At 69.9% G+C, this 20,927-nt stretch carries 12 protein-coding genes and 1 tRNA gene; 2 read left to right on the top strand and 11 right to left on the bottom strand.

What is annotated here, in order from left to right:
- Nucleotide 1: 1 nt before the first annotated feature.
- The 3 genes from coxB to Q0Z44_RS10770 all read right to left on the bottom strand — a co-directional run bounded on the left by coxB (nt 2) and on the right by Q0Z44_RS10770 (nt 2,991).
- Nucleotides 2-1,126 (bottom strand): cytochrome c oxidase subunit II, encoded by a 1,125-nt coding sequence (coxB, locus tag Q0Z44_RS10780; RefSeq protein WP_298012557.1) that lies wholly within the window; start codon nt 1,124-1,126, stop codon nt 2-4.
- 172 nt (nt 1,127-1,298) lie between these two features.
- Entirely contained in the window at nt 1,299-1,871 is a 573-nt protein-coding gene (locus tag Q0Z44_RS10775; protein ID WP_298012510.1) for a DUF2244 domain-containing protein, read from the bottom strand.
- A gap of 190 nt (nt 1,872-2,061) precedes the next feature.
- On the bottom strand, nt 2,062-2,991 hold the full coding sequence (locus tag Q0Z44_RS10770) for a biotin synthase (RefSeq protein ID WP_298012508.1): 930 nt from the start codon (nt 2,989-2,991) through the stop codon (nt 2,062-2,064).
- A gap of 71 nt (nt 2,992-3,062) precedes the next feature.
- Here Q0Z44_RS10770 and Q0Z44_RS10765 point away from each other — a divergent pair, with 71 nt between their 5' ends.
- The gene (locus Q0Z44_RS10765) at nt 3,063-3,866 is read left to right on the top strand and encodes a ComF family protein (protein ID WP_298012506.1); all 804 of its coding nucleotides are present in this window, start codon (nt 3,063-3,065) and stop codon (nt 3,864-3,866) included.
- Here the strand turns inward: Q0Z44_RS10765 and recD are convergent.
- From recD to Q0Z44_RS10735, 6 genes are all read right to left on the bottom strand, one after another.
- Nucleotides 3,851-5,956 carry an exodeoxyribonuclease V subunit alpha gene (recD, locus tag Q0Z44_RS10760; RefSeq protein ID WP_298012504.1) on the bottom strand — a complete coding sequence of 702 codons (2,106 nt, stop codon included), beginning with the start codon at nt 5,954-5,956 and terminating at the stop codon, nt 3,851-3,853. The genes Q0Z44_RS10765 and recD overlap by 16 nt on opposite strands.
- Complete coding sequence (gene recB, locus Q0Z44_RS10755; protein ID WP_298012501.1) at nt 5,953-9,663, bottom strand: exodeoxyribonuclease V subunit beta; 3,711 nt, start codon at nt 9,661-9,663, stop codon at nt 5,953-5,955. The genes recD and recB overlap by 4 nt, the downstream gene beginning before the upstream one ends.
- A complete protein-coding gene (gene recC / locus Q0Z44_RS10750) occupies nt 9,660-13,343 on the bottom strand; it encodes an exodeoxyribonuclease V subunit gamma (protein ID WP_298012499.1) in 3,684 nt (1,227 codons plus the stop codon). The genes recB and recC overlap by 4 nt, the downstream gene beginning before the upstream one ends.
- A complete protein-coding gene (locus Q0Z44_RS10745) occupies nt 13,340-16,069 on the bottom strand; it encodes an AAA family ATPase (protein WP_298012497.1) in 2,730 nt (909 codons plus the stop codon). Before Q0Z44_RS10745 ends, recC begins: the two co-directional genes overlap by 4 nt.
- Nucleotides 16,056-17,195 (bottom strand): DNA repair exonuclease, encoded by a 1,140-nt coding sequence (locus Q0Z44_RS10740; RefSeq protein ID WP_298012495.1) that lies wholly within the window; start codon nt 17,193-17,195, stop codon nt 16,056-16,058. The genes Q0Z44_RS10745 and Q0Z44_RS10740 overlap by 14 nt, the downstream gene beginning before the upstream one ends.
- A gap of 83 nt (nt 17,196-17,278) precedes the next feature.
- Nucleotides 17,279-18,763, bottom strand: coding sequence for an amidase (locus Q0Z44_RS10735; RefSeq protein ID WP_298012492.1), 1,485 nt, complete (start codon nt 18,761-18,763; stop codon nt 17,279-17,281).
- Nucleotides 18,764-18,906: 143 nt separating this feature from the next.
- Between Q0Z44_RS10735 and Q0Z44_RS10730 the strand changes: the two genes are divergently transcribed.
- Nucleotides 18,907-19,416 carry a hypothetical protein gene (locus Q0Z44_RS10730; protein ID WP_298012490.1) on the top strand — a complete coding sequence of 170 codons (510 nt, stop codon included), beginning with the start codon at nt 18,907-18,909 and terminating at the stop codon, nt 19,414-19,416.
- A gap of 4 nt (nt 19,417-19,420) precedes the next feature.
- Here the strand turns inward: Q0Z44_RS10730 and Q0Z44_RS10725 are convergent, their stop codons facing one another.
- Nucleotides 19,421-20,575 carry an acyltransferase gene (locus Q0Z44_RS10725; protein ID WP_298012488.1) on the bottom strand — a complete coding sequence of 385 codons (1,155 nt, stop codon included), beginning with the start codon at nt 20,573-20,575 and terminating at the stop codon, nt 19,421-19,423.
- A gap of 192 nt (nt 20,576-20,767) precedes the next feature.
- Nucleotides 20,768-20,842, bottom strand: a tRNA-Val gene (locus Q0Z44_RS10720).
- Nucleotides 20,843-20,927 lie beyond the last annotated feature (85 nt).

Here is a 20,927-nt window from a genome sequence, read left to right as displayed (position 1 = left end):
TTCACTTGCGCATGGCCAGCACTTCGGCCGGCTGCACAAGCTGTCCGGTCTTGTTCGACCACTGGTTCTTCGTGTAGGTGATCACCGCCGCGATTTCGGTGTCGGACAGCTGACGCCAGGCCGGCATGATGTTGTTCTGACCATTGAGCAGCACGTGGATCTGCTTGCCCTTGTCCTCGCTGAGCACCACGGGAGAACCATCCAGTGCCTTGATCGCACCACTGCCCTTGCCATTGGCCATGTGACAGGCCGCGCAGTTGGCGCTGTAGACCTTCTCGCCACGGGCCACGAGATCGGGCAGCGCCCACACCTTGCTCGGGTCATCCGCCTTGGCCTGCAGTTCCTTCTGCTTGGCCGTCACCCACGCGGCGTAATCCTCGGCAGACAGCACCTTCACGTGGATGGGCATGTAGGCGTGCTCCTTGCCACACAGCTCGGCGCACTGCCCGTAGTAATCACCCACCTTCTCGGCGCGGAACCAGGTGTCGCGCACGAAGCCGGGGATGGCATCCTGCTTGACGCCGAAGGCCGGCACCATGAACGAGTGAATGACATCGTTGGCCGTGGTGATGATGCGGATCTTCTTGTCCACGGGCACCACCAGCGGCTGATCGACCTTGAGCAGGTAATCATTGCCTTGCGGCGTGCCGGCATCCGACAGCGCGCGGTGCGTGGCATCGAGCGTGGACACGAACGCAATGCCCTCGCCTTCGCCCTTCAGGTAGTCATAGCCCCACTTCCACTGGTAGCCGGTGGCCTTGATGGTGAGGTCGGCGTTGGTGGTGTCCTTCTGTGCGACCACCACCTTGGTGGCGGGCAGCGCCATGCCGATCACGATGAGGAAGGGGATGACAGTCCAGACGATCTCGACCGTCGTGGACTCGTGGAAATCGGCCGGCTTGACGCCCTTGGATTTGCGGTGCTTCCAGATCGAATAGAACATCACGCCGAACACCGCGACGAAGATGGCGCCGCAGATGTAGAGCATCATGTTGTGCAGCCATTGCTGCTCGACGGCGATGCGCGTCACGGGGGGCGGGAGATCGTACTGACGCACGGCCGGCCCACCCGGCAGGTCGCTCACCGCGTGAGCCACCCCGAAACCCAGCAGCAATGCAGCCGACATCGCCGCACGACATCCGGACAGCGCGGCCTGCGCACGGGCCAGGCTTGCCTTCGGTACCACCTCACTCACTCGCTGACCAGGATCCAGGATCATGTTCTCGCTCGCCATGGGTTGTCGTTGGTCATGAAGGGGCTCCGTGACGGCGCGCCTGACCTGGCACGCCCTCGCCCGCTTACCGGCCGTCGAGGTGACGAAGCGCCCAGCGGAACTCGTCCGCCAGCTGACGCCGGTGTTGTCGCTGGACGAAGTCGCCCACCACCACGCTGAGCCCGTGGCCCGACAGGCGCACCAGGGACTCATCGTGCTGGTCGGGCTCGACCCGCACCCAGCGGGGGTTGAATTCGACGGTGTCAACACGCCCGGCACGGTGCCGTTCGACCCGCAGCAGACCGGGACGCAAGGCAATCACGTCGCGGTCGTCTGCGTGCCGGACCCACATCGCGAGGACCATGCCGATGCCGGCCAACTGCAGACAGGCAAGCGGCGCCACGGCCGCACCCATCAGCCAGAACCCCGCACTGAGCAGCAACGCCAGGGTTGCCAGCAGAAACAGTGCCCGGCCGGCCTGCCACGGTGTAAGCAGGCGTTCGCGGGCCAGGTGCCATTCGGCAAGCCAGCCAGCGGCCTGGTCAGTGAGGCGCGCCCGGGCCTTGCCGGAATGCCGAAGGAGTGTGTCAGGACGCCAGATGCCGAACTGCCAGAGCGCGGGGCCATTCATGCGAACAGACGACAAGGTGGCTGTCATGCCCCACAACTCCTCTGCTGTCGGCGGCTCGGTGGCCGATTCCGGCGGGTGGATCGGGTGACGTCAGGGCCGGTGGACCCCTCGGTCGTGTGACCCATTCTATGCAGGCACTTGCGCCATCTCAATACGGAATCGGAGCCATCTGGCTATGGATAACCCGCTGTCGGCGTTGCAATCGCACCGCAGGGGCTCACCCCTTTTCACCCCCGTGACGCACCATGCGCTTCATGTCGTCGAGCGACACGCGGGTCTCGGCAGCCAGACGGGGCCGCGGCAGGGGCTTGAGGGCGTGGCCGTAGACCAGCTCCAGCGTCAGACCCAGGCGGCCGTCCGGGCGGCAGCAATGGGCGTGCAGGGCCTCGAGCAAGCGGGCGCGCCAGCGCGGTGTACGCAAGCTGGCATGACGGCCCACCGCCACGTTGCCGCCCCAGGTGCGCAGTTCGGCCAGCATGGACTCGGCGTCCGGCCAGGTGAGGGTCAAGCGCTCCATGTCCATCACCGGGTCCTGAAAGCCGGCCTTGACAAGTTCATCGCCCAGGTCGTGCATGTCGATGAAATCGACCGTGGGCAAGGGCCAGCCGAGCGCGCGGTACAGATCGCGCAATTCGCGCGCGGTGTCCGGGCCCAGCCCGCTGCACATCAGGAAACCGTTGGTGTCGAGCAGACCGTGCCAGTGCGCCAGCAGGCCGGGCAGGTCGGCGGCGGCATGCAGCGTCATGTTGGCCCAGACCATCTGCACCCCATCGACGGGCCAGCCTTCAGGGTGCAGGGCATCCATCGTGATCACGGGCGGGGTGGTACGCCGCCAGCGCGCCCACCAGGGCGACGCGTGAGAGGCCTGCCAGGCGTCCGTACTGCGGATTGAGAGCGCGGGCGTCGGCTCGATCACCCAGCGTCGGGCCTCGGGGTAGCGGGCGGCCACCGGATCCACACCCGCGCCCAGCCAGGCCGACCAGTCGACCCAGTGAGCAGGCTCGATGCGGATGGGGCCGAGTTTGTCGGCCAGGCGACGCGCCACCTCGCCATGCAGCCACGGCGGCGACGGCAGGGTCGCGAGGCGGCGGAGCTGGCGCGCCAGGGCAGCGGGCTGAGGGGAAACGGGCAGAGGAGCGTCGGTCATGGGGGCAAACAGCATCGGGCTCCCGCCTCGGGGCGATGGGCCGACGGGAGCGCGCTCAGTATATTGATCGGATGCCTGCCCTGCCCCGCCCTCGGCATCAACCGCCCGCAACGGGTGGCTTCTGGTCCTGGCTGACCGGCCTGCCCGGCGCCCCGTGCCGCACCTGCGGGCGGTGGCAAGGCCAGGTGATCTGCCAGGACTGCCTGGCCTTGCTGGCCCCCCATCGGCCGCGTTGCCCCCGTTGCGCCATCACGCTGCCAGCCGCCCACCCGGCGGGCGAGCCTTGCCTGCTGTGCGAGGACTATCCGCCTGCGTTCGACCGCGCCGTGGCGGCAGTCGACTACGTCGCCCCATGGACCGCGCTGATCGGCAGGCTCAAGTTTCACGAGGAAGCGGCCCTGGCCGCCGCGCTCGGCGGCTTGCTGGCCGAGCGCGTGGCGCCCACCTTGCGCCGCCTGCGACCGGCAGAACGGCCGCTGGTGGTGGCAGCGCCACTGTCGACATCGCGGCTGCGCGAGCGCGGCTACAACCAGGCGGGTCTGCTGGCGCAGCATGTGGCGGGGTCACTTCGACTGACATGCGTTCCGCACGCCCTGCAGAAGACCCGACACACCGACCGGCTGATGGGCCTGTCGGCCGACGAGCGGCGAGCGGCGATCCGGGGCGCCTATGCCGTGCGGGCCGACATGGCGCCAAAGTTGGAGGGCCGCCATGTGGCGCTGGTCGACGATGTGATGACCACCGGCGCCACGCTGGACGAGCTGACGCGCACGCTGGAGGGCGTCGGGGTGCGCAGCGTGTCGGCCTGGGTGCTGGCGCGCACGCCGGCGCCAGAGCGCCCCGCTGACTTCAACGCGCGTCAGGCGCGGGCGTGATCGGCCGTCGGCGCCAGCAGGTCGATCAAGCCGCTGGCACGGCGCGTGGGCCGCTGCGTGGCGGCCGCCAGCAGCCCGGGCTGGGGCGCCATCAGCGTGAAGGCCTGGCGGGCGCGGGTGATGCCGGTGTAGACCAGCTCGCGGTTGAGCAGCGCCCCCCCGTGCGGTGGCAACACCAGCACCGTGTGCTCGAACTCGGATCCCTGGCTCTTGTGCACGGTCATGGCAAAGGCCGTTTCGACATGGGCCAGGCGGCTGACGCCCACCGATCGCAGCTGCTCGCCATCCAGAAGCCACACACGCAGCGCCCCGCCCGGCGTCGCCGGCGGCAGGGTGAGCCCGATGTCGCCATTGAAGACGCCGAGTGACGGATCGTTGCGGGTCACCATGACAGGCCGCCCGACGTACCACTCGCCACGCGGCGTCAGCAGGCCGGCCTGTGCCAGCGCGCGCTCCACAAGGCGGTTGAGCCCGATGGCCCCCCAGTCGCCCTCGCGCACGGCACACAGCAGGCGAAAGCGTTCGAAAGCGCGCAAGGCCGACGCCACCCAGGCTGCATGGGCCTCGGCACCGGGCTGCGGACGCGCGGCCACCACCGCCAGGTAATCGCGGTAGCTGGCCACGGCCCCGGGGCGGCCGTGCACCGCCAGAGCGAGCACGTCCGGCGTGGTGGCGTGCTCGTTGGCCTGCACCGCCCCGCCCCCGGCCGACTGCAGCACCGCGCGCACGTCGGCCGCATTGCCTGCGTTCACCGCCAACGCCAGCTGCCCGATCGGTCCGCTGAAACGTCGGCTCTGACGCAGCATCACCGTCTGCTGGGCCAGCAGCGGCGGCCGGCGGCCCGCGGTGGCGTGGTAGCGCACCGGCAGCATCAGGCCTGTGGCCTCGGCCGCGTAACCTACGGTGTCCGGGCTGTAGGCCCCGGCTTCGGCATCGCGGCAGAGGTCGCCCAGCACGGCACCGGCTTCCACCGAGGCCAACTGGTCCTTGTCCCCCAGCAGCACCAGGCGGGCGGTGGGCGGCAAGGCTTGCAGCAAGGCCGACATCATCTCGAGGTGGATCATCGAGGCCTCGTCGACGATCAGCACGTCCACATCGAGCGGGCGCGACGCGTCATGTTGCATGCGGCGCGTGTCGGGCCGGGCACCCAACAGCGCGTGCAGGGTGCGGGCGGCCCCGATGCGCTGCGTGAGCGCGGTCAGATCAAGGTGGCCGTCGAGGGCGTCGGCCAGGCCCTGCAGCGAGGTGTCGATGGACTGTTTGAGGCGAGCCGCTGCCTTGCCGGTGGGCGCCGCAAGGGCCACGCGCAAGCGGTCGGGCTCGGGGTCGAGCGCGAACAGCAGGGCAAGCAGGCGGGCGGCGGTGTAGGTCTTGCCCGTTCCCGGCCCGCCGGTGACGACGGCCAGGCCCGCGCGCACCGCCACGGCGCAAGCCAGCCGTTGCCAGTCCGGCTCATCGGATGAGCTTGATGTCGGCACAGCGGGCGGGCCGAACAGGCGGTCAAGCCAGCGCTGAACGGCGGGCGCTTCCACGGGCCAGGTGCGGCTGGCGCGCTCGCGCAGCTGCCGTGCCACCTCGCGTTCGTGATCCCAGTAGCGGCGCAGGTAGAGCCGTGGCGCGTGCGCCGGCCCGGCCAGCACGAAGGGCTGCCCCTGGTCGGGCGCCGCGTGGGCCACGCGCACGGCCGGGCTGGCCGACAGGGCCCGGGTCCATTCCGCTACCGTGGCGGGCAGCGTGTCGCGCACCGCCTGGCAGGCCTCGCGTGCCGGTGAGGCCCAGCCGAGCACGGCGGTGGCGTCTTCCACCAACGGTTGCAACGGCAGACAGGTGTGGCCACGACCTTCCATCTGTGCCAGCACGGCCACGGCAAACAGCAGGACGGGCGACGCAGCGGGATCGGTGTCGAGCACGAAGGCCGCCAGGGCGCTGTCGAGGCGGCGCAGCCACCCCGACTCGCTCCAGGCGCGCAGCGTGGCGAGCAGCTCGGGCGCGGCCATCGGCGGGCCGGCCGGTGCGGCTGCGGGTGCGGCGTCGAAGTCCAGACCGAATTGCGCGGCGTCAGGGGTGGGGCGGGATCGGGGCGGGCTCATGGGGCACGGACCTCGCGGTGAGGGGCTTCGGTGTCGAGCAGGTGGTCGAGGGCGGCCATCAGGGCCGGCGTGGCGGGCACCTGGCACACGCCGCGCTCGGGCCCTTCGGTGCCGCGCAGGAAGAGGTAGACCGCGCCGCCGAGGTGCTGCGCCGGGTCGTAGGCCTCACCCAGGCGCTCGCGCAGCAGGCGATGGAGGGCAAGCAGGTAGATGGCAGCCTGCACGTCGTAGCGGTGCGCGAGCATGGCGCCCGCCAGGGCCTCGCGGTGGTAGGCGGCATCCGTGTCGCCCAGGTGGTTGGACTTGTAGTCGAGCACCCAGTAGCGCCCTTCATGCTCGAACACCAGGTCAGCGAAGCCCATCAGCATGCCGTGCAACTCGCGTTCCGGCAGTTCGGGGCGGGTCAGGCCGGGCAGGATGTGCGCGCGGCACACGGCATCCAGCGACGCGGCAGGCAGCCGCTGTGCAGGCAACCAGAACTCCATTTCGGGCAGCAGGTGCTGCAACGCGGCCAGCGGAGCCTCGGGGCCGGGAAGCGGTGTGAGCAGCACGGCCTGCAGCCACGCCACCAGCGCCTCGGCGTGCTCGCCATGGCCTGCACGGGCGCAACGCTGGCGCAGGCGTTCGGCCAGCTGGGGCCGGGTGGCCAGCGCAAAATCTTCGGTGGCCAGCCATTCGAGCTGATCGTGCAGAAAGTTGCCCGCCAGCGCGCCCTTGGTGAAGCGATGGCGGATGGGGCGCTCGCTCGTCGGGATGAGGGCAGGCGGCGTTGCGCCGTGCGCTGCATCGGAGGGCGCCTCGGCGGCTTCGTCGTCGGCCGGGCGGGGCAGGCGATCGCCCAGGGGCAACGCCGGGCCCGCCAGCGCCCGCACCAGCGCCGAGAAACTGCCCACACTCCAGCGCCGGTCGAACCAGGCGTCATAGGGCGCGCGTTCGGCAAGTGGCGGCGGGGCCTCACGCGCTTGCAGCGGCGTGAGCGGCCGGGTTTCATCCAGCGCAGCCGGCTGCAGCGCGATGTCGGGCTGCCCGTGGGCCAGCTGTTCCAGCAAGGTCTGCCATCCTGAGGGTTCGATGGCTTCCTGCCCGCCGAGCAGGTAGCCTGTGGCGCTCAGGTGGGTGACGCACTTCGTGCTTTTGCCCTTGGCCTTGAGCGCGGCAAAGCCGAACCACAGCGCATGGCGCGGGCGAGTCAGCGCCACGTAGAGCAGGCGCAGGTCTTCGCGCAGCCGCTCGCGGTCGGCCAGTTGCTGCACGGTGTCATCCACTTCAAGGTGCAGCGTGCGCTGGCCATCGGCGCCGGGCAGGCGCACCACGCCCTTGCGGGCCTTCTCGACCGCACGGTGGGCACAACCGAAAGGCACGCACACGACCGGGTACTCGAGGCCCTTGCTCTTGTGCATGGTGACGATCTTGACGAGGTCGGCGTCGCTTTCCAGTCGGACCACCTGCTCATCGCTTGTGCTGCCGTCTTCGTCGATCTGCTCGGCCAGCCAGTGGATGAGGGCCTGCTCGCCCTCCAGTCGGGTGCTGGCCTGCTGCAGCAACTCGGCCAGATGCAGCACGTTGGTGAGCCGGCGCTCGCCATCAACTTCAGCGAGGCTGCGGGCAGGCAGATCCAGCACATGCAGGCTCTGACGCAGCATGGTGAGCACGCCCTGGGTCTGCCACACGGTCTGCAGGCGACGCAGCTGCTCGCTGCGGGCGTCGAAGGCCTCGTCGCTCGCTGCCAGCCAGCCCAGTTCGTCCAGGCTCAGGCCCACGGTGCGCGTGGCCAGGGCGGCGCGCACCAGGCGCGCATCGAGCGGCTGGGCCACCGCCCGCAGCCAGAACAGCAGGTCGCGGGCCTCCTGGCTGCGAAAGACCGAGTCCTTCTCGGAGAGGTAGACCGAGGCGACGTTGCGCAAGCGCAGCTCGCGCCGCACGGCCGCGGCCTCGCGCCCCGTGCGCACCAGCACGGCAATGTCAGCCGGGCGCAGGCGCTCGCGCCGCCCACCCGCCTGCTCGAAACCGGCATGCGGGTCGTTGAGCCACTGCACGATCTGCTCGGCACAGCGGGCAGCAAAGCCCTTCATCACCGAGCGCGCGATGTGGGCCGACTCTGTGGCATGCACGATCTGCAGCGCGGGCACCGGCCCTTCGGCACTGACGAACCGTTCCGCCCGGCCGCGGGCGGCCACGGGCAGGAAGGGGACGGGGTTGTCGCCATCTTCGCGAAACAGGAAGGCGCCGGGGCCGGGCCGGTCCTCCGCCCGAGCGAACCAGTGGTTGACGGCCCCGACCAGCTCGGCGGTCGAACGGTGGTTGGTGCCCAGCATGTAATGCCGGCCTTCGGTGGCGCGCCGCGCCTGCAGGTAGGCGTGGATGTCGGCCCCCCGGAACCCGTAGATGGACTGCTTGGGGTCGCCGATGAGCAGCAGCGCGGTCTGCGGATCGTTGTCGGCGGTGCGGTAGAGCTGGTCGAACAGGCGGAACTGGCGCGGCGACGTGTCCTGGAACTCGTCGATCAGGGCAACCGGATACTGCGTGAGGATGCGCTGCCGAAGACGCTCACCGTGTGAGCCGCCCAAGGCCTGATCCAGGCGTTCGACCATGTCGGCGAAACCGAACTGGGCGGTCTGGCGCTTCAGGCGCTTCAGGCGGGCATGCACGGTGGCCGCGGCGTGCAGACGCGCGGCACCGTCCGGGACGGGCAGGCTCTGCAGTTCGGCAAGCATCTGCTCTGCGTCGGCAAACACGGGTGGCAGCTCGATGGGCCCGGCCTTGCTGCCACGCGCGTCGAGCAGCCCGTCGGGGGTCAGACGTCGCGCACCCGTGCCGAGCTCCTTGAAGTTCAGCTCGATGGGCTCCGGCGCGTCGGCCCAGTCCTGCAACAGCGCCATCCACTTGTCGATCGAATCGGCGCGCAGCTTGTTGCCGTTCCAGTCCTTCCGGTGGTCGTTCAACTGGGTGGCGAACCACCCGCGCAGCCACGTGATGCGCTCGGACCAGCCTGCGCGCAGGCAGTTCACCGCATCGGCCCACTGCTGGTGCTCGGTGGCGATCACATGCTGCAGCGTGCCTGCGACAAGGTGACCCTCGGGTGGATCGGCCAGCAGCGCCTTCATGTCCTGAGCGAGGTCTTCGACCCCCGGCCAGATGCTCAGCACCCGATCCAGCCACTCGCCGCGCAGGGGGTAGACCTGCTGGCGCCAGTAGTCCTGCACCGCTTCGGTCAGCAGACGGGCCTCGTCGGCCACCAGGGTCTCGTCGAACAGGTTGCCGCTGTCGAAGGCGTGCTCGCGCAGCATGCGCTGGCACCACGCGTCGATGGTGTGCACCGCCGCTTCGTCCATGCCTTCGGCGGCCATGGCCAGCCGCCATGCGGCCGCCTGTCGGCCCGCGCCCTCGGGGTAAGTGGCCATCAACTCGCGCAGCAGCGCGTCGTGTGGGGCCGGCTGCAGTTCGCCCCGGAAGCAACGTGCGGCCTCGATCAGGCGCGCACGGATGCGGTCGGACAACTCGCGGGTGGCGGCCCGCGTGAAGGTCATCACAAGGATCTCGCCGGGGCGAAGCGGACGCGGATGGGCATCCGGGCCGCCGTGGCCGAGCACCAGGCGCAGGTAGAGCGCGGCAATCGTCCAGGTCTTGCCGGTGCCGGCGCTGGCTTCGATGAGGCGGCTGCCCCACAGCGGGAAACGCAGCGCGTCCAGGGTCTGGCTGGTGCTCATGCGGAAGCGTCCTCGGAATGCGGATGCGGGGCGGGCGCGCCGTCGAGCGGCTCAGGATGGGCGCGCCAGGCGACGTGGTCGTTGGCCCAGTCGGCGAGACGGCGGTACAGTGTCTCGCACACCTCGTCGTAACGCGGGTGGCTGCACAGGGTGTCGTAGTCGGGGAACAGGCGCGCCAGACAGGGGTCCTGCTCGACCTCGCCGCGGCGGAACTTCGCGCCTTCGTACGCTTCCTGGGGCTTGCCGTTGTCGCTGACCTGCGCCAGGCCAGTTTCCAGCGCGGCGGGCAGCGGGGCACTCAGGCCATCACGCCACAGGTCGATGAGGGCCGCGAGGTCGGCACGCGCCTGCTCGGGCTGCATGGGGTGAATGTGCAGCGTCGCATCGCTGCCCACGATGCGACCGCCCACCCGCAGATCGCAGGCCGCGGCGGCCAGGCTGCGCACCCATGCGCCCAACAGCTTCTTGATGCGCGGCGGGCCTTCCTCCAGGTCCTCCATCAAGCGGCCCGGGTCGAGGGCCAGCCAGGCGCGCTCGACGGGCTCTTGCGGCGGCAGTGCGCCCAGGTCGGCCCCGGCCTCGGGCTCGTCACCCAGGTGGTGAAGCTGGTCCAGCCAGTCGGCGAACAGCATGCCGCGGTGCTCGATTTGCACCCGTTGCCGCGGCGCCGGTTGGGCCCACGCCTTGCGCAGCGTGTACCAGGCGGTCAGCGCGGGCAGCACCTGATCGCGCAGGGCCGAGGCCTGACGCTCGCCCAGGCCGCCCATGGGCAGCCTGCCCGCGCGCTGGATGCGCGCAATCTGTGCGTCGACGCGGGCAGCCAGCAAGGTGGCACCGGCTTCGCCCCGGCCTGCGCCCACTTCCACCACCACATCCTTCAGCAGCGCATCGGCCAGCTGGTGGTTCTCCAGGCCATCGAGTGCAAAGGTCTCTTCGTCTTCACCCAGGTCGGCCAGCTCGTCGAACACCACGTTGAGGCGCTGACGGAAGAAGGTACCCACAGGCCGGCGGACGAAGCTCGTGAGCTGAGCGAGTGTCAACGGTACATGGGGATCGGGCTCGAACGGAGGCAGCGGCGGGATCGCGGTCGCCATCGACGGGATGGGCGATGTCGCTTCGGCCTCATCTGAAAGAGGGGCGTCGCCAGGCCCGTCGGTGCCGGGCACCTCGTCCATCGCCAGCGGCGCATCGTGCGCGGCACGCCACTCGCGCGCGTGGGTGAACAGCAGCGAATCGGCTTCGAAGTACCGGCGGCTGAAAGGCTGCAGAGGGTGCTCGGTCGTGCGGTCGCGCAGCAGCGCGCGGCGGGTCACGGGGTCGGCTTCGTCCTCGGCCAGCCAGCCGGCGGTGAGGTAATCGCGCAGCTGCGACACCAGCACGGAGGGCGGCTGCTCGGTGTTGTCGCGCACGCTGCGACCGGTCCAGCTGACATAGAGCATGCGCCGCGCCGACAGCACGGCCTCGAGCATCAGCTGGCGGTCGTCATCGCGGCGGGAGCGGTCACCCGGCCGCACCTGCCCCGGCAGGCCCATCAGGTCAAAGTCGCTGCGCGGTGCGCGGCGGGGGTAGTCGCCATCGTTCATGCCCAGCAGGCACACCACCTTGAAGGGGATGGCCCGCATGGGCATCAGCGTGCAGAAGGTGACGCCGCCAGCCCGGAAGCGCTTGTTCAACGCGGGGGCATCGAGCGCGGCCAGCCAGGCTTCGCGCATCACGTCGAGCGAAACCGCGTCGGCAAAGCCGGCCTCGTCGCACGCTGTCTGCCAGGTGGAGAGCGCCTCCTCCAGCGCGGTGAGCGTGTGGCGATCGGCTTCGTCGGCGGCGGCAAACACCGCGGCAAGAAGAGCCCGGGCGCGATCGGCCCACACCGCAGGTGACGCATCCTGACGGGCCTCGGCCCACCAGGCCAGCAGGGCATCCAGCAGCGCGGCGAGCGCGCCGGCCAGCTCGGCTTCAAGCCCGCCCACTTCGTCATAGGGTTCGATGCCGGCAAACACCGCTGCATCGTCCTGGCCGACCGAACCGGCCAACCGCCCTGCCCCGCTCGCGTAACCCAGCAGCATGCGCCGCAGGCCGAACCAGGCCGTGTTCTGCTCACCACAAGCGGCGAGGTCCAGCGCTTCACGCTGACCCGCATGCAGCCCCCATCGGATGCCGGACCCGCTCATCCACTGAGCCAGCCGCGGATGCGCTTCGGGGTCGATGCCGAAACGCCGGGCGACGGCTGGCACGTCGATCAGGTCACGCAGCTCGGAGAGCCGGCTGCGCTGCTGAGGCAGGCGCAGCAGCCACTCCAGCGCGGCCACCAGCGGGGAGCTGGCGCGCGTGCTGAGGTCGGCGATGTCGAACGGGATGTAGCGCGGATCGTGCCGGCTGTGCTGACCGAACACCGCGCGAATCGCCGGGGCCATGACCTCGACATCGGGCACCATCACCACCACATCGCGTGGCTGCACCGGCTGCCCTTCGGCGGCGCTGTCCGCAAACAGCTGCAGCAGCTGGTCATGCAGGACCTCGACTTCGCGTTGGGCGCTGTGTGCCACGTGGAAGACGATGGAGCGATCGCCAGCAGGAACGCGCACATCGGGATGTTCAGCCAGCGGCACCAGGTCGCGCACACGCTGCTGAACCTGCTCGAGCAGCGTCGGCTGGTCGGCGTCCTCTTCATCGAACAGGTCGATGCGCGGCAGGCTCATCTGGCGAGCCTGCCGTTCTTCTTCGAACGCATCCAGCTGGCGAACGAAGTCGCGCCCCTGACGCCCCCACGCTGCGAGCAGCGGGTGGGCATGGGCATGCATGGATTCGAGCGGCACGGCGGACAGGTCCACTTCGCCGCGCAGGGGCAGGCGCCGCCATGCGCTGCGCAACAGCTCCCGGCCGTCCATGATGTCGGCCCAGTGGTAACGACAGGGGTTGGGCACCGCCAGCATGACCTGACTGTGGCCAGACAGGGCGGCCAGGAGCTCCATGGTGGCCAGCGGCACGTGGGTCATGCCGAACAGCACCACCCGGCGCGCCACCGGCCGGCTCAGCGGCTGGCCCTGTTCCAGCGCGGCCACGACGCGGCCATGGAGTCGCGGGCGGATGCACGCGCGCTCGTGCTCGTCCAGCTCTTGGGTCAGCGTGCGCCACAGCGCGGGCTGCCAGCGCTGGTCGGCCGGCAAGGCGAGGTCGGGTCGACCGGGCACGCGCAGGTGGTCACGCCCCTGCTCCCAGTCGTCGAGCCAGTCGGCGCGGTAGACCTGGTACTGGTCGAACAGGTCGGCCAGGCGGGCGGCCAGCTGATAAAGCCGGTCAGGCTCGTTGGGGCGCAGGAAGCCGGCAATCGGCTCGAAGCCTGGCTCACCCAGCAGCATGGGCAGCAAGCGCATCAGCCGCCATGTCAGGCCCGTCTTGTCCAGCGGGATGTGGGCGGAGACCGCGTCGGTGCCCAGCACCTGCCGGTAAGTGCGCCACATGAAGCGGCCTGGCAGTTCGACCCGCGTGGCGGCGCACACCCCGGCCCGCTGCGCCAGTGTCATCTTGAGCCACTCGGCCATGCCGTTGCTCTGCACCAGGATGACCTCTTCCTCCAGCGGCGCCAGCGGGTTGCCCGCCAGCCAGGCCAGCACGGTGTCGGCCAGCCGCTCGGCGCGGTGGCTGTGCAGGGTCAACAGGCCAGGCTGGATCAGGGTCGTCATGGGCGAGATTCGGTGTGACAGCGAGCAGAGCGCCCCCGGCCGATGCGGCGCTCGGGCACACCGAGGTCCTGCCAGAGCTCGGGATGGCACGAGAACAGCAGGATCTGATGGCGCTCGGCCGCATCCAGCAACACGCGCTTCATGGCATCCAGCCGGGCCGGGTCGGTGTGCACCAGGGCATCGTCCAGGATGATGAGCGTGGGGCGACCAGCCTCTCGCAGCAGATCGGCATAGGCCAGCCGGCTGATGATGCCCAGCTGCTCGCGTGCGCCGAAACTCAGCGCGTGCACATCGGCGTGTTCTTCGGTGCCCGGCTGGCCGCGTGCCAGCAGGCGCGGGTGCAGGTGTTCATCGAGTTCGAGTCGGGCCTGCGGGAAGACCAGCCGGAGGTAGCGTTGCAGGTGGGTCTGCAGCGGGGCCTGCAGCCGGGCGGTGAGGGCCTGCCTGTGCGCCTGCAGCCGCTGTTGCAACAGGGTCAGGGCCTCGGCGCGCAGCTGGTACTCGGCGAGGCGGCGTTGCACCTGCGTCAGCCGAGCCTGCAGGTCGGCGCGGTGTTCGGCGAGGCCCTGGGTGCCTTCCGCCTGCAAGGTGCTTTCCAGGCGGATCAGCTGCTCGTGGCGCTCGCGGTGGCGCGCCAGGGCCAGATCCGCGGACTGCCGGAAACGGGTCACGTCGCGCTGCAGGGCCTCGGGCTGGGCCGCATCGATGCGCTCGCGTTGCGTCGCCACGCGGCGGGCCAGATGGTCAACCTGGGCCACCACCTCGGCCAGTTGGCGTCGGGCCTGTTCCCGCGCGGCCTGGCGCTGCGGGTCGGCCAGTTCGGCCGCCAGGCGCTGGCATTCGGCCTCGTCGTGGTGCAAGGCGGCCTCGGCGGTGGCCAGGGCTTCTCGCGCCGTCTGCAGGGCCAGCTGGGTCTCCTGTTGCTCGCGCAAGGCCTGCATCTCGGCCGCCTCCGCCTGCCGGCGTTGCTCGGCCAGCACCACGGCATCGGCCTGCGGCTCATCAGCATGACCGGCCTGCTCGATCTGTGCCGCGGGGCTCAGAACGGACAGTTCGGTGGCCAGGGCCTGGGCGCGAAGACGGCCTGCAGCCAGGCGCCCCTCCAGCGCCTCGACACCTTGCGGCGCCAGCAGGCGCAGGGTCTGTTCGGCTTGAGCCAGCTCGGCGGCGTGAGCCACCGCAGCCTGGTTGCGCGCCTGAGCCTCATCGAGCAAACCCGGGCCGCGCTGCTGCAGTTGCCACCGCTCGCACAGGTCGGTAAGCCGGGTCTCATGCTCACGCCGTGTTGCGGCCAGCGAGGCGAGGTCGCGGCCGCCGGGCCGCAGCCGCAGCGTGCCCACCCCCGGCACGTCGATCTCGGTGTCGTCCAACAGCGACCGCACGGCTTCGCCTTCCAGGGCTTCGCCATTGAGGTACACACGCTGGCCCGGCTGCAATCGCACCTCCATGCGCGTGGCCAGGACGCTTTCCTGCACAGCCAGATCGCGGAGGCCGTCGAGCGCAGCGCTCAAGGCCTTGACATCGGCGGGCGGGATGACCACAGGCACGGTCTGCGCACGCAAGGCCTGCAGTCGCGCCGCGTGGTCCCGCGCCTGGTCAAGCAGCGCTTGCTGTTCAGCAGACTGCCGCAGCGCCTCGGTGTGCTGCTGATGCAACTCGTGCCGACGGGCGGCCCGCTGCGCCGCCTGGTGTGCCGCACGGGCGGCGCCAAGCGCCACGTCGGCCTGCTGCGCCCGCAGGCGGGCCGCCTCGACCTGCTCACGGACTTCGGACACGCGCGCGCGGCGCGTCACCAGCTGGGCCACACGCCGCTCCTGGGCTTCCTCGGTGCGACGGTTGGCCTCCAGCTGATCCTGCAACAGCGCCCTGCGCTGGCTCAGTTCCTGAGCCTGTGCTTCGACCCGCATAAGCTCGGCCTGCCAGCTGGCCACGTCCTTCAGCGCGGTTTCCGCCACTTCCTGACGGCGCCGCAGCGCCAGCCAGGGTTGTTCTCTCTCGTCGCGCTGGTGCTCGGCACGCAGCGCAGCCAGTTCATCGACCTGCGCCTGGTAGGTCGTCAGCCGGCCGTCGATCTCGGCGAGGGCCGCGCGCCACTCGGCCTCGTCAGCCTGTGCCTGGCGATAGGCGCCCGCTGGCTTGCCCGTGCCCGGTGTCAGCAGCTCGGCGCGGCGGGCCGCCACGCGTTCCAGCACGGCATCACCCAGGCTGGAAGCCAGTTCGTCGGTCTGCCCGCCGAGGGCGCCCCGAAGGTGATCCGCCGCGTGGGCCACGGAAGCGTGAAGCTCCTGCGCACACCCCTGCTCGATCCACAGCAGGCCCGGAATACCCCAGTGATCGGGCTTGCTCGCGCCCTTCAGGGCGAAATCAAAACCCAGCAGGCGCGCCAGGTGGTCTTCGGCATCGGTGCCGTCCAGCTTCTGCGCCCCCACGGAGAGGTCACAGCGCTTGCGGAGCACGAAGCGCTTGCTGAGCACGTACGGCACGCCGGCATGCTCGAAGCGCAGGTCGATGGCCGGCGCGGCACCGCTGTCGCCCCACGGCTGCAGGTCCTGCATGGTGGTGGAGCGATGGCGTTCAAAAAAGGCGGCGCGAATGGCGCGCACCAGCGTGCTCTTGCCGGCCTCGTTCGGGCCAGTCAGCAGATTCAGGCCGGGCGAGAGCTCGTCCAGCACATAAGGCTCGCGGAACTGACGCAGCTGTTCCACCCGCAGTTCACGCAGCAGCATGGGTGCCTCCTGCCGGGGTTTCGGGGGCCAGCTCGGCCAGCAGCGCAGTCAGCTGCACCAGGGCCTCACGGGCGACGTCACTGCCCGCCTCGGCGTCATCGCGCAGCTCGGCCACCACCTCGCCCACATAGCCATCGGCATGCAGCGCGGCCAGGTCAGCGTCAGTGGGGCGCAAACGAAGGCCGTGGCGATCGACGCGCAGGCTGCGCAGGCGGGCTTCGGCTTCCGCCAGCGCGGCATCGAGCCGTTGGTGCGCCGCCAGATCCAGTTCGCCTTGCAGGGTGATGTCCAGCACATCGGCCGGGCTCATGGCCTGCAGGCGCTCGACGAGCAGCGCCACATCGCCCGCCTGGTGCAAGCCGGCCTCCCACTGCTGCCAGCGCAGCTGGCCCACCCGGATCGGCGTCACAACGGGAGCCGCACCCGGGCCATCGATCTGCACGCGCAGGGCCAGACCGGCCTCGTTGTTGCGGAAGCGATCGGGCTCGGGGGTGCCGCTGTACCAGGTGCGGGCGTCGATCTGGCGGGCGCCATGCCAGTCGCCCAGCGCAAGGTAGTCAAGCCGGGCGCGGGTGGCCCGGTCTGGCGCGATCGGGTTGGCCGAGTCGATGTCTTCTGCCAGGATGCCGGTGATGCTGCCGTGGGCCAGGCCCACACGCAGCAGGCCGGGCGGCGTGTCTGCGGTGTCGAACCAGATGGTCAGGTCGTTGTGCGTGTGGCGCTGCGTGAGCGGCGCTGGCAGCAGCGCCAGTCCGGCTTCGGGCAGAAGCAGCACCTCAGGCTTGAGAGCCAGATGCACATTTGGTGGCACGACGCCCAGGCGCTGAGCGCGCGACCACACGCTTTCAGCGAGGGCCGCGTCGTGGTTGCCCGGCAGCAGCACCCAGGGTCCCGCCCAGCCCGCCATGGCCTGAAACAGCTGGCGCACGGTCTTGTCGGACACGGTCTGCGCATCGAACACGTCACCGGCCACCAGCACGGCCTGCGCGCCCTCGGCGGCGGCCACCTGCGCCAGGCGGTGGACGGCCTCCAGGCGTGCCGCGGCCATGGGCACGGCATTGTCGGGCTCAAAGGCAGGATACTGGCGGCCGATCTGCCAGTCGGCCGTGTGCAGAAAGATGGGCATGGGCCGAGTCTGCCAAGCGCCAGGCTCAGGGCATGAGCCTGCCAGAGCGCCTTGGCAAGAAAATGACAATCATGCCATGCGGCTCACAGCGTCGGCCGACGCTGCGCCCAGGGTCGCGCCTTTTCCAGCTGCGCGGCCAGCCGCAACAACAGCCCTTCCGAATCGAGCGGCCCGGTGAACTGCACACCCAGCGGCAAGCCCTCGGGCGTCCAGTACAGGGGTACCGACATCGCGGGGCGCCCCGTCACGTTGGCCAACTGCGTGTAGGGCGTCCACGCCAGGTTCTTCAACACCGTGTCGTTGAAGAAACGCGTGCGGCGGATCAGCCCGAACAGCCCCAGCGCCGAGAGCATCCGGTTCACCAGATGCAACGCAGGCGGCGTGGCCATCGCCCCGATCGGGACGGGCGGCCCGTTCAGGGTGGGCGACAGCCACAGGTCGAACCGCGTGTAAAAGGCCGTCAGGGCCCGGGTGTGCTCATGCCAGCGGCCCAGGCAGGCGAGGAATTCGGATGCCGAAATGGTGCGGCCCACATCGGCCATCACGCGGCTGTCGGGCTCCACATCCCGGTCGCGCAGGCCTTCGACACGGCCGAGTTCGTCCAGCAGCATGGCCTGCACGCAGAACCAGCCCTGCATGAAGTCGGCCATCAGCGCCCGGCCGTCGAAGGGCAGGGGCACGGCCTCGACGTGGTGCCCCAGGTCGGTCAGCAGGCGGGCGGCATCGTCGACCGCGGCCACCGCCCGAGGGTCGACCGGCGTGCCGGTGGGCGTGTCGGTGGTGAAGCCGATGCGCAGTGGCCCGGGCGGCCGCGACAGCTGAGCCAGATGGGAGGCTTCCGGCGGTGGCATCCAGTACGGTGCGTGGGGCTCCGGCCCTTGCAGGACATCGAGCATGGCGGCCGTGTCGCGCACCGAACGGGAAACCACGCCCTGCACCGCCGCACCGAACAGCCCTTCGCTGGCCATCGGCCCCATCGAGATCCGCCCCCGCCCGGCCTTCAAACCGAACAGCCCCGTGCAGGCCGCAGGGATGCGGATGGAGCCCCCGCCGTCGTTGGCGCCCGCCACCGGCACGATGCCGGCCGCCACCGCCGCCGCCGAGCCACCCGACGAGCCGCCGGGGGTGTGGCCCGGGTTCCAGGGGTTGCGTGCCGGGCCGTAAGCCAGCGGCTCCGTCACGTTGCGCGCGCCAAATTCCGGCACGTTGGTGGCCCCGAAAATCACCAGGCCCGCATCCAGCCACCGGCGCACGACGTCGCTGGTCTCGGCCGCCGGATGGTGGTGATGCCGGCTGCTGCCCCATCCCGCTGGCGCACCGGCCCATTCCTGAAACAGGTCCTTGATGAGAAACGGCACACCGGCAAAGGGCTGGGCCGGATCAAAGGGTTGTTGCAAGCGCGCCCGCGCCCGGTCGTCGAAGCGCCGCACGATGGCATTGAGCGCGCCGTTCGTGGCCTCTGCCCGCGACAACGCCGCATCGAGCAGTTCGGACGGATGAACCTCGCCCCGGCGGACCAGCTCGGCCAGCCCCAGGGCATCGTATCGGGCGTAGTCAGCAAAGTGCATGGACAGGGGTGCCGGCAAGGCCGCGGTGTGGCAGACGGCACATGGTAGGACCGATGCAACGCGCTCGCTGGCGCCCCTCGTCAAACTGTCACAGACGCTTCGCAAAATGAGCCGCTCTGACGAAGTCTGTCAGGAGGCAACACTTGGAACTCGGCATTCCCTACGCCAAGACGGAAGCCGCGCGGGCCCTCCTTCGCGCTCGTGATGCGACGCTGACGCCCCCCTTGCGGGCCCTGCTCATCATGATCGATGGCAAGAAGCCGGTCACGGACTTGCTGCCCGCCATCAAGGCCCTGTCGCTGAAGGCCGAGGACGTGCACGGCCTGCTGTCACGCGGCCTGATCGAGCCATGCCCACCGCCTCGCGCTGTGCGCCCTGCCCCCGCACCAGCGTCGACCGCCTCGCCCGCTCGCAGCCTGGCCGCCGCGAAGTTCTATGCGCTGGGCCAGTTGACGCTCATCCTCGGACACGGTGACGCGATGCTGCGGCACGCAGCGCGTGAAGTGGTCGACCATCCCAGTCTGATGGCATGGCTGACCGCATGCGAACAGGAAGTGGCGGCCTTTGCCGGCGACGCCCGCGCAGCGCGGTTCGCGGCGCTCGTGCGGGAGCTGCTGCCGGACCCCACGACCGAGCCGGCCGCGTTCGGTTGAAGGCTCAACCCGAGGCCGCAGGAAGCACCCGGGCACGACGGCCCAGCCAACGCTTGCCCCACGCAATGCCGGGTTGTTCGACGTACCGGTGCAGCAGCATGCACAGCCCCAGCGAGACACCACCCGCCAGCACCGCACAGATCGCAAAGCGGCTCCACGCCGGCAAGGTCAGGTAAGCAGCGAACGACACCAGGGTGCCTGCGACCGGCAGCAGCACCAGCAGGTGCACCAGGTAGAAGCTGTAGGCGTAGTCGCCTGCACGCTGCCCGGGCCCTGAGGACAGCCACCGACGGATCGCGGTGAGAAGCGGCCATCGGCCCGATCCCGCCACCAGCACGCCAAAACCGCCGGCCATGAGGGCAAACGCCAGCCCGTGTACATCGGGATGCCGCACGACCTCGACGCCGCACACCACCGCCACGACCCACCACGGGCCGAGGCCGATGCCTGGCAGTCGAGCCCGGGCCAGAGCCATGCCGAGCAGGAACACATGCAACTTCATCGGCAGGAAGGCGGGCATGGGAAAGCGCGACGCGTAGCCCCACAGCAACCCCCACACACCCAGCCCTGCACCCAGCACCAGCATATGGCGGCGGAAGCTGAACGTCCGCCCCAGCGCCAGCATCAAGAGAGGAAAGACCGCATAGAACTGCATCTCCAACCCGATCGACCAGTCAGGCAGGGGCGTGCGGAAGGCATAGTCGGGCCGCAGACCGAACACGAAAGTGACATGGTGGAGCACGTTGGCCAGCGACGCGTCACCGTAGCGGTCTTTGGATGTCATGGTGTCAGGGAACGGGCCTGCAATTGCCTCGCGGTAGTGCCCCAGCAGCGGGCCACATGCCAGCGCGACCGCCAGCAACAGGTAGTACGCCGGCGCGATGCGGAAAAAGCGGCGCCCCCAGAACATGCGCCAGGTCGCCGCGTTTTCCCACGGTTCACGCCCCTGACGTGTCAGGGCGTTGTGGGCCATCAGGAAGCCCGAGATCATCATGAAGAGATCGACGGCCAGATCCCCCCAAGCGAGCACCGGCACGGCCCGCATGCCGCAGAGGATCTGCACGTGCGACAGGAAGACCCAGAAGGCGGCCAGGCCGCGCAGGCCATCGAGGGCGCCGACGTGGTGGGTCGCGGGAGTCGGGAGCGGGGCGGCGGACATGCGGCGCATCGTAGAGCGCCTGTCTGGCGCAGGAAGCGCCGGCACGGCCAGGTGTCGAGAAACGAGCGGCTTCTTACAGGCGTGTCACTCGGGCGGGGATTTGGTCACCAGCCGGCACCGGTGCGTCAGGGCGCCGTTTTGCTTGCCGGAAAGAAGAAAGCCCCGCAGTCATTGACGTGCGAGGCTTTGATCTGGTGGGCGGTGCAGGGTTCGAACCTGCGACCCCTGCCGTGTGAAGGCAGTGCTCTACCGCTGAGCTAACCGCCCGAAACTGGTTCGGGACTGTGGTCCACCTTGCTGATTGCTTTGCGTTGTTTGCTGCAGCGATCAGCGAAGACCTAGACTATAGCAC

This window comes from uncultured Aquabacterium sp. (assembly GCF_947366995.1).
In the GTDB taxonomy this organism is placed as follows: Bacteria; Pseudomonadota; Gammaproteobacteria; order Burkholderiales; family Burkholderiaceae_C; genus Aquabacterium.
The sequence above is the reverse complement of the archived record's forward strand: the minus strand, read 5'-3'. Positions and strand labels throughout refer to the sequence as shown.

Coding starts and splice junctions, on each gene's coding strand:
- coxB (WP_298012557.1), bottom strand. CDS start 1,126: ATGTCGGCTGCATTGCTGCTGGGTTTCGGGGTGGCTCACGCGGTGAGC.
- Q0Z44_RS10775 (WP_298012510.1), bottom strand. CDS start 1,871: ATGACAGCCACCTTGTCGTCTGTTCGCATGAATGGCCCCGCGCTCTGG.
- Q0Z44_RS10770 (WP_298012508.1), bottom strand. CDS start 2,991: ATGACCGACGCTCCTCTGCCCGTTTCCCCTCAGCCCGCTGCCCTGGCG.
- Q0Z44_RS10765 (WP_298012506.1), top strand. CDS start 3,063: ATGCCTGCCCTGCCCCGCCCTCGGCATCAACCGCCCGCAACGGGTGGC.
- recD (WP_298012504.1), bottom strand. CDS start 5,956: ATGAGCCCGCCCCGATCCCGCCCCACCCCTGACGCCGCGCAATTCGGT.
- recB (WP_298012501.1), bottom strand. CDS start 9,663: ATGAGCACCAGCCAGACCCTGGACGCGCTGCGTTTCCCGCTGTGGGGC.
- recC (WP_298012499.1), bottom strand. CDS start 13,343: ATGACGACCCTGATCCAGCCTGGCCTGTTGACCCTGCACAGCCACCGC.
- Q0Z44_RS10745 (WP_298012497.1), bottom strand. CDS start 16,069: ATGCTGCTGCGTGAACTGCGGGTGGAACAGCTGCGTCAGTTCCGCGAG.
- Q0Z44_RS10740 (WP_298012495.1), bottom strand. CDS start 17,195: ATGCCCATCTTTCTGCACACGGCCGACTGGCAGATCGGCCGCCAGTAT.
- Q0Z44_RS10735 (WP_298012492.1), bottom strand. CDS start 18,763: ATGCACTTTGCTGACTACGCCCGATACGATGCCCTGGGGCTGGCCGAG.
- Q0Z44_RS10725 (WP_298012488.1), bottom strand. CDS start 20,575: ATGTCCGCCGCCCCGCTCCCGACTCCCGCGACCCACCACGTCGGCGCC.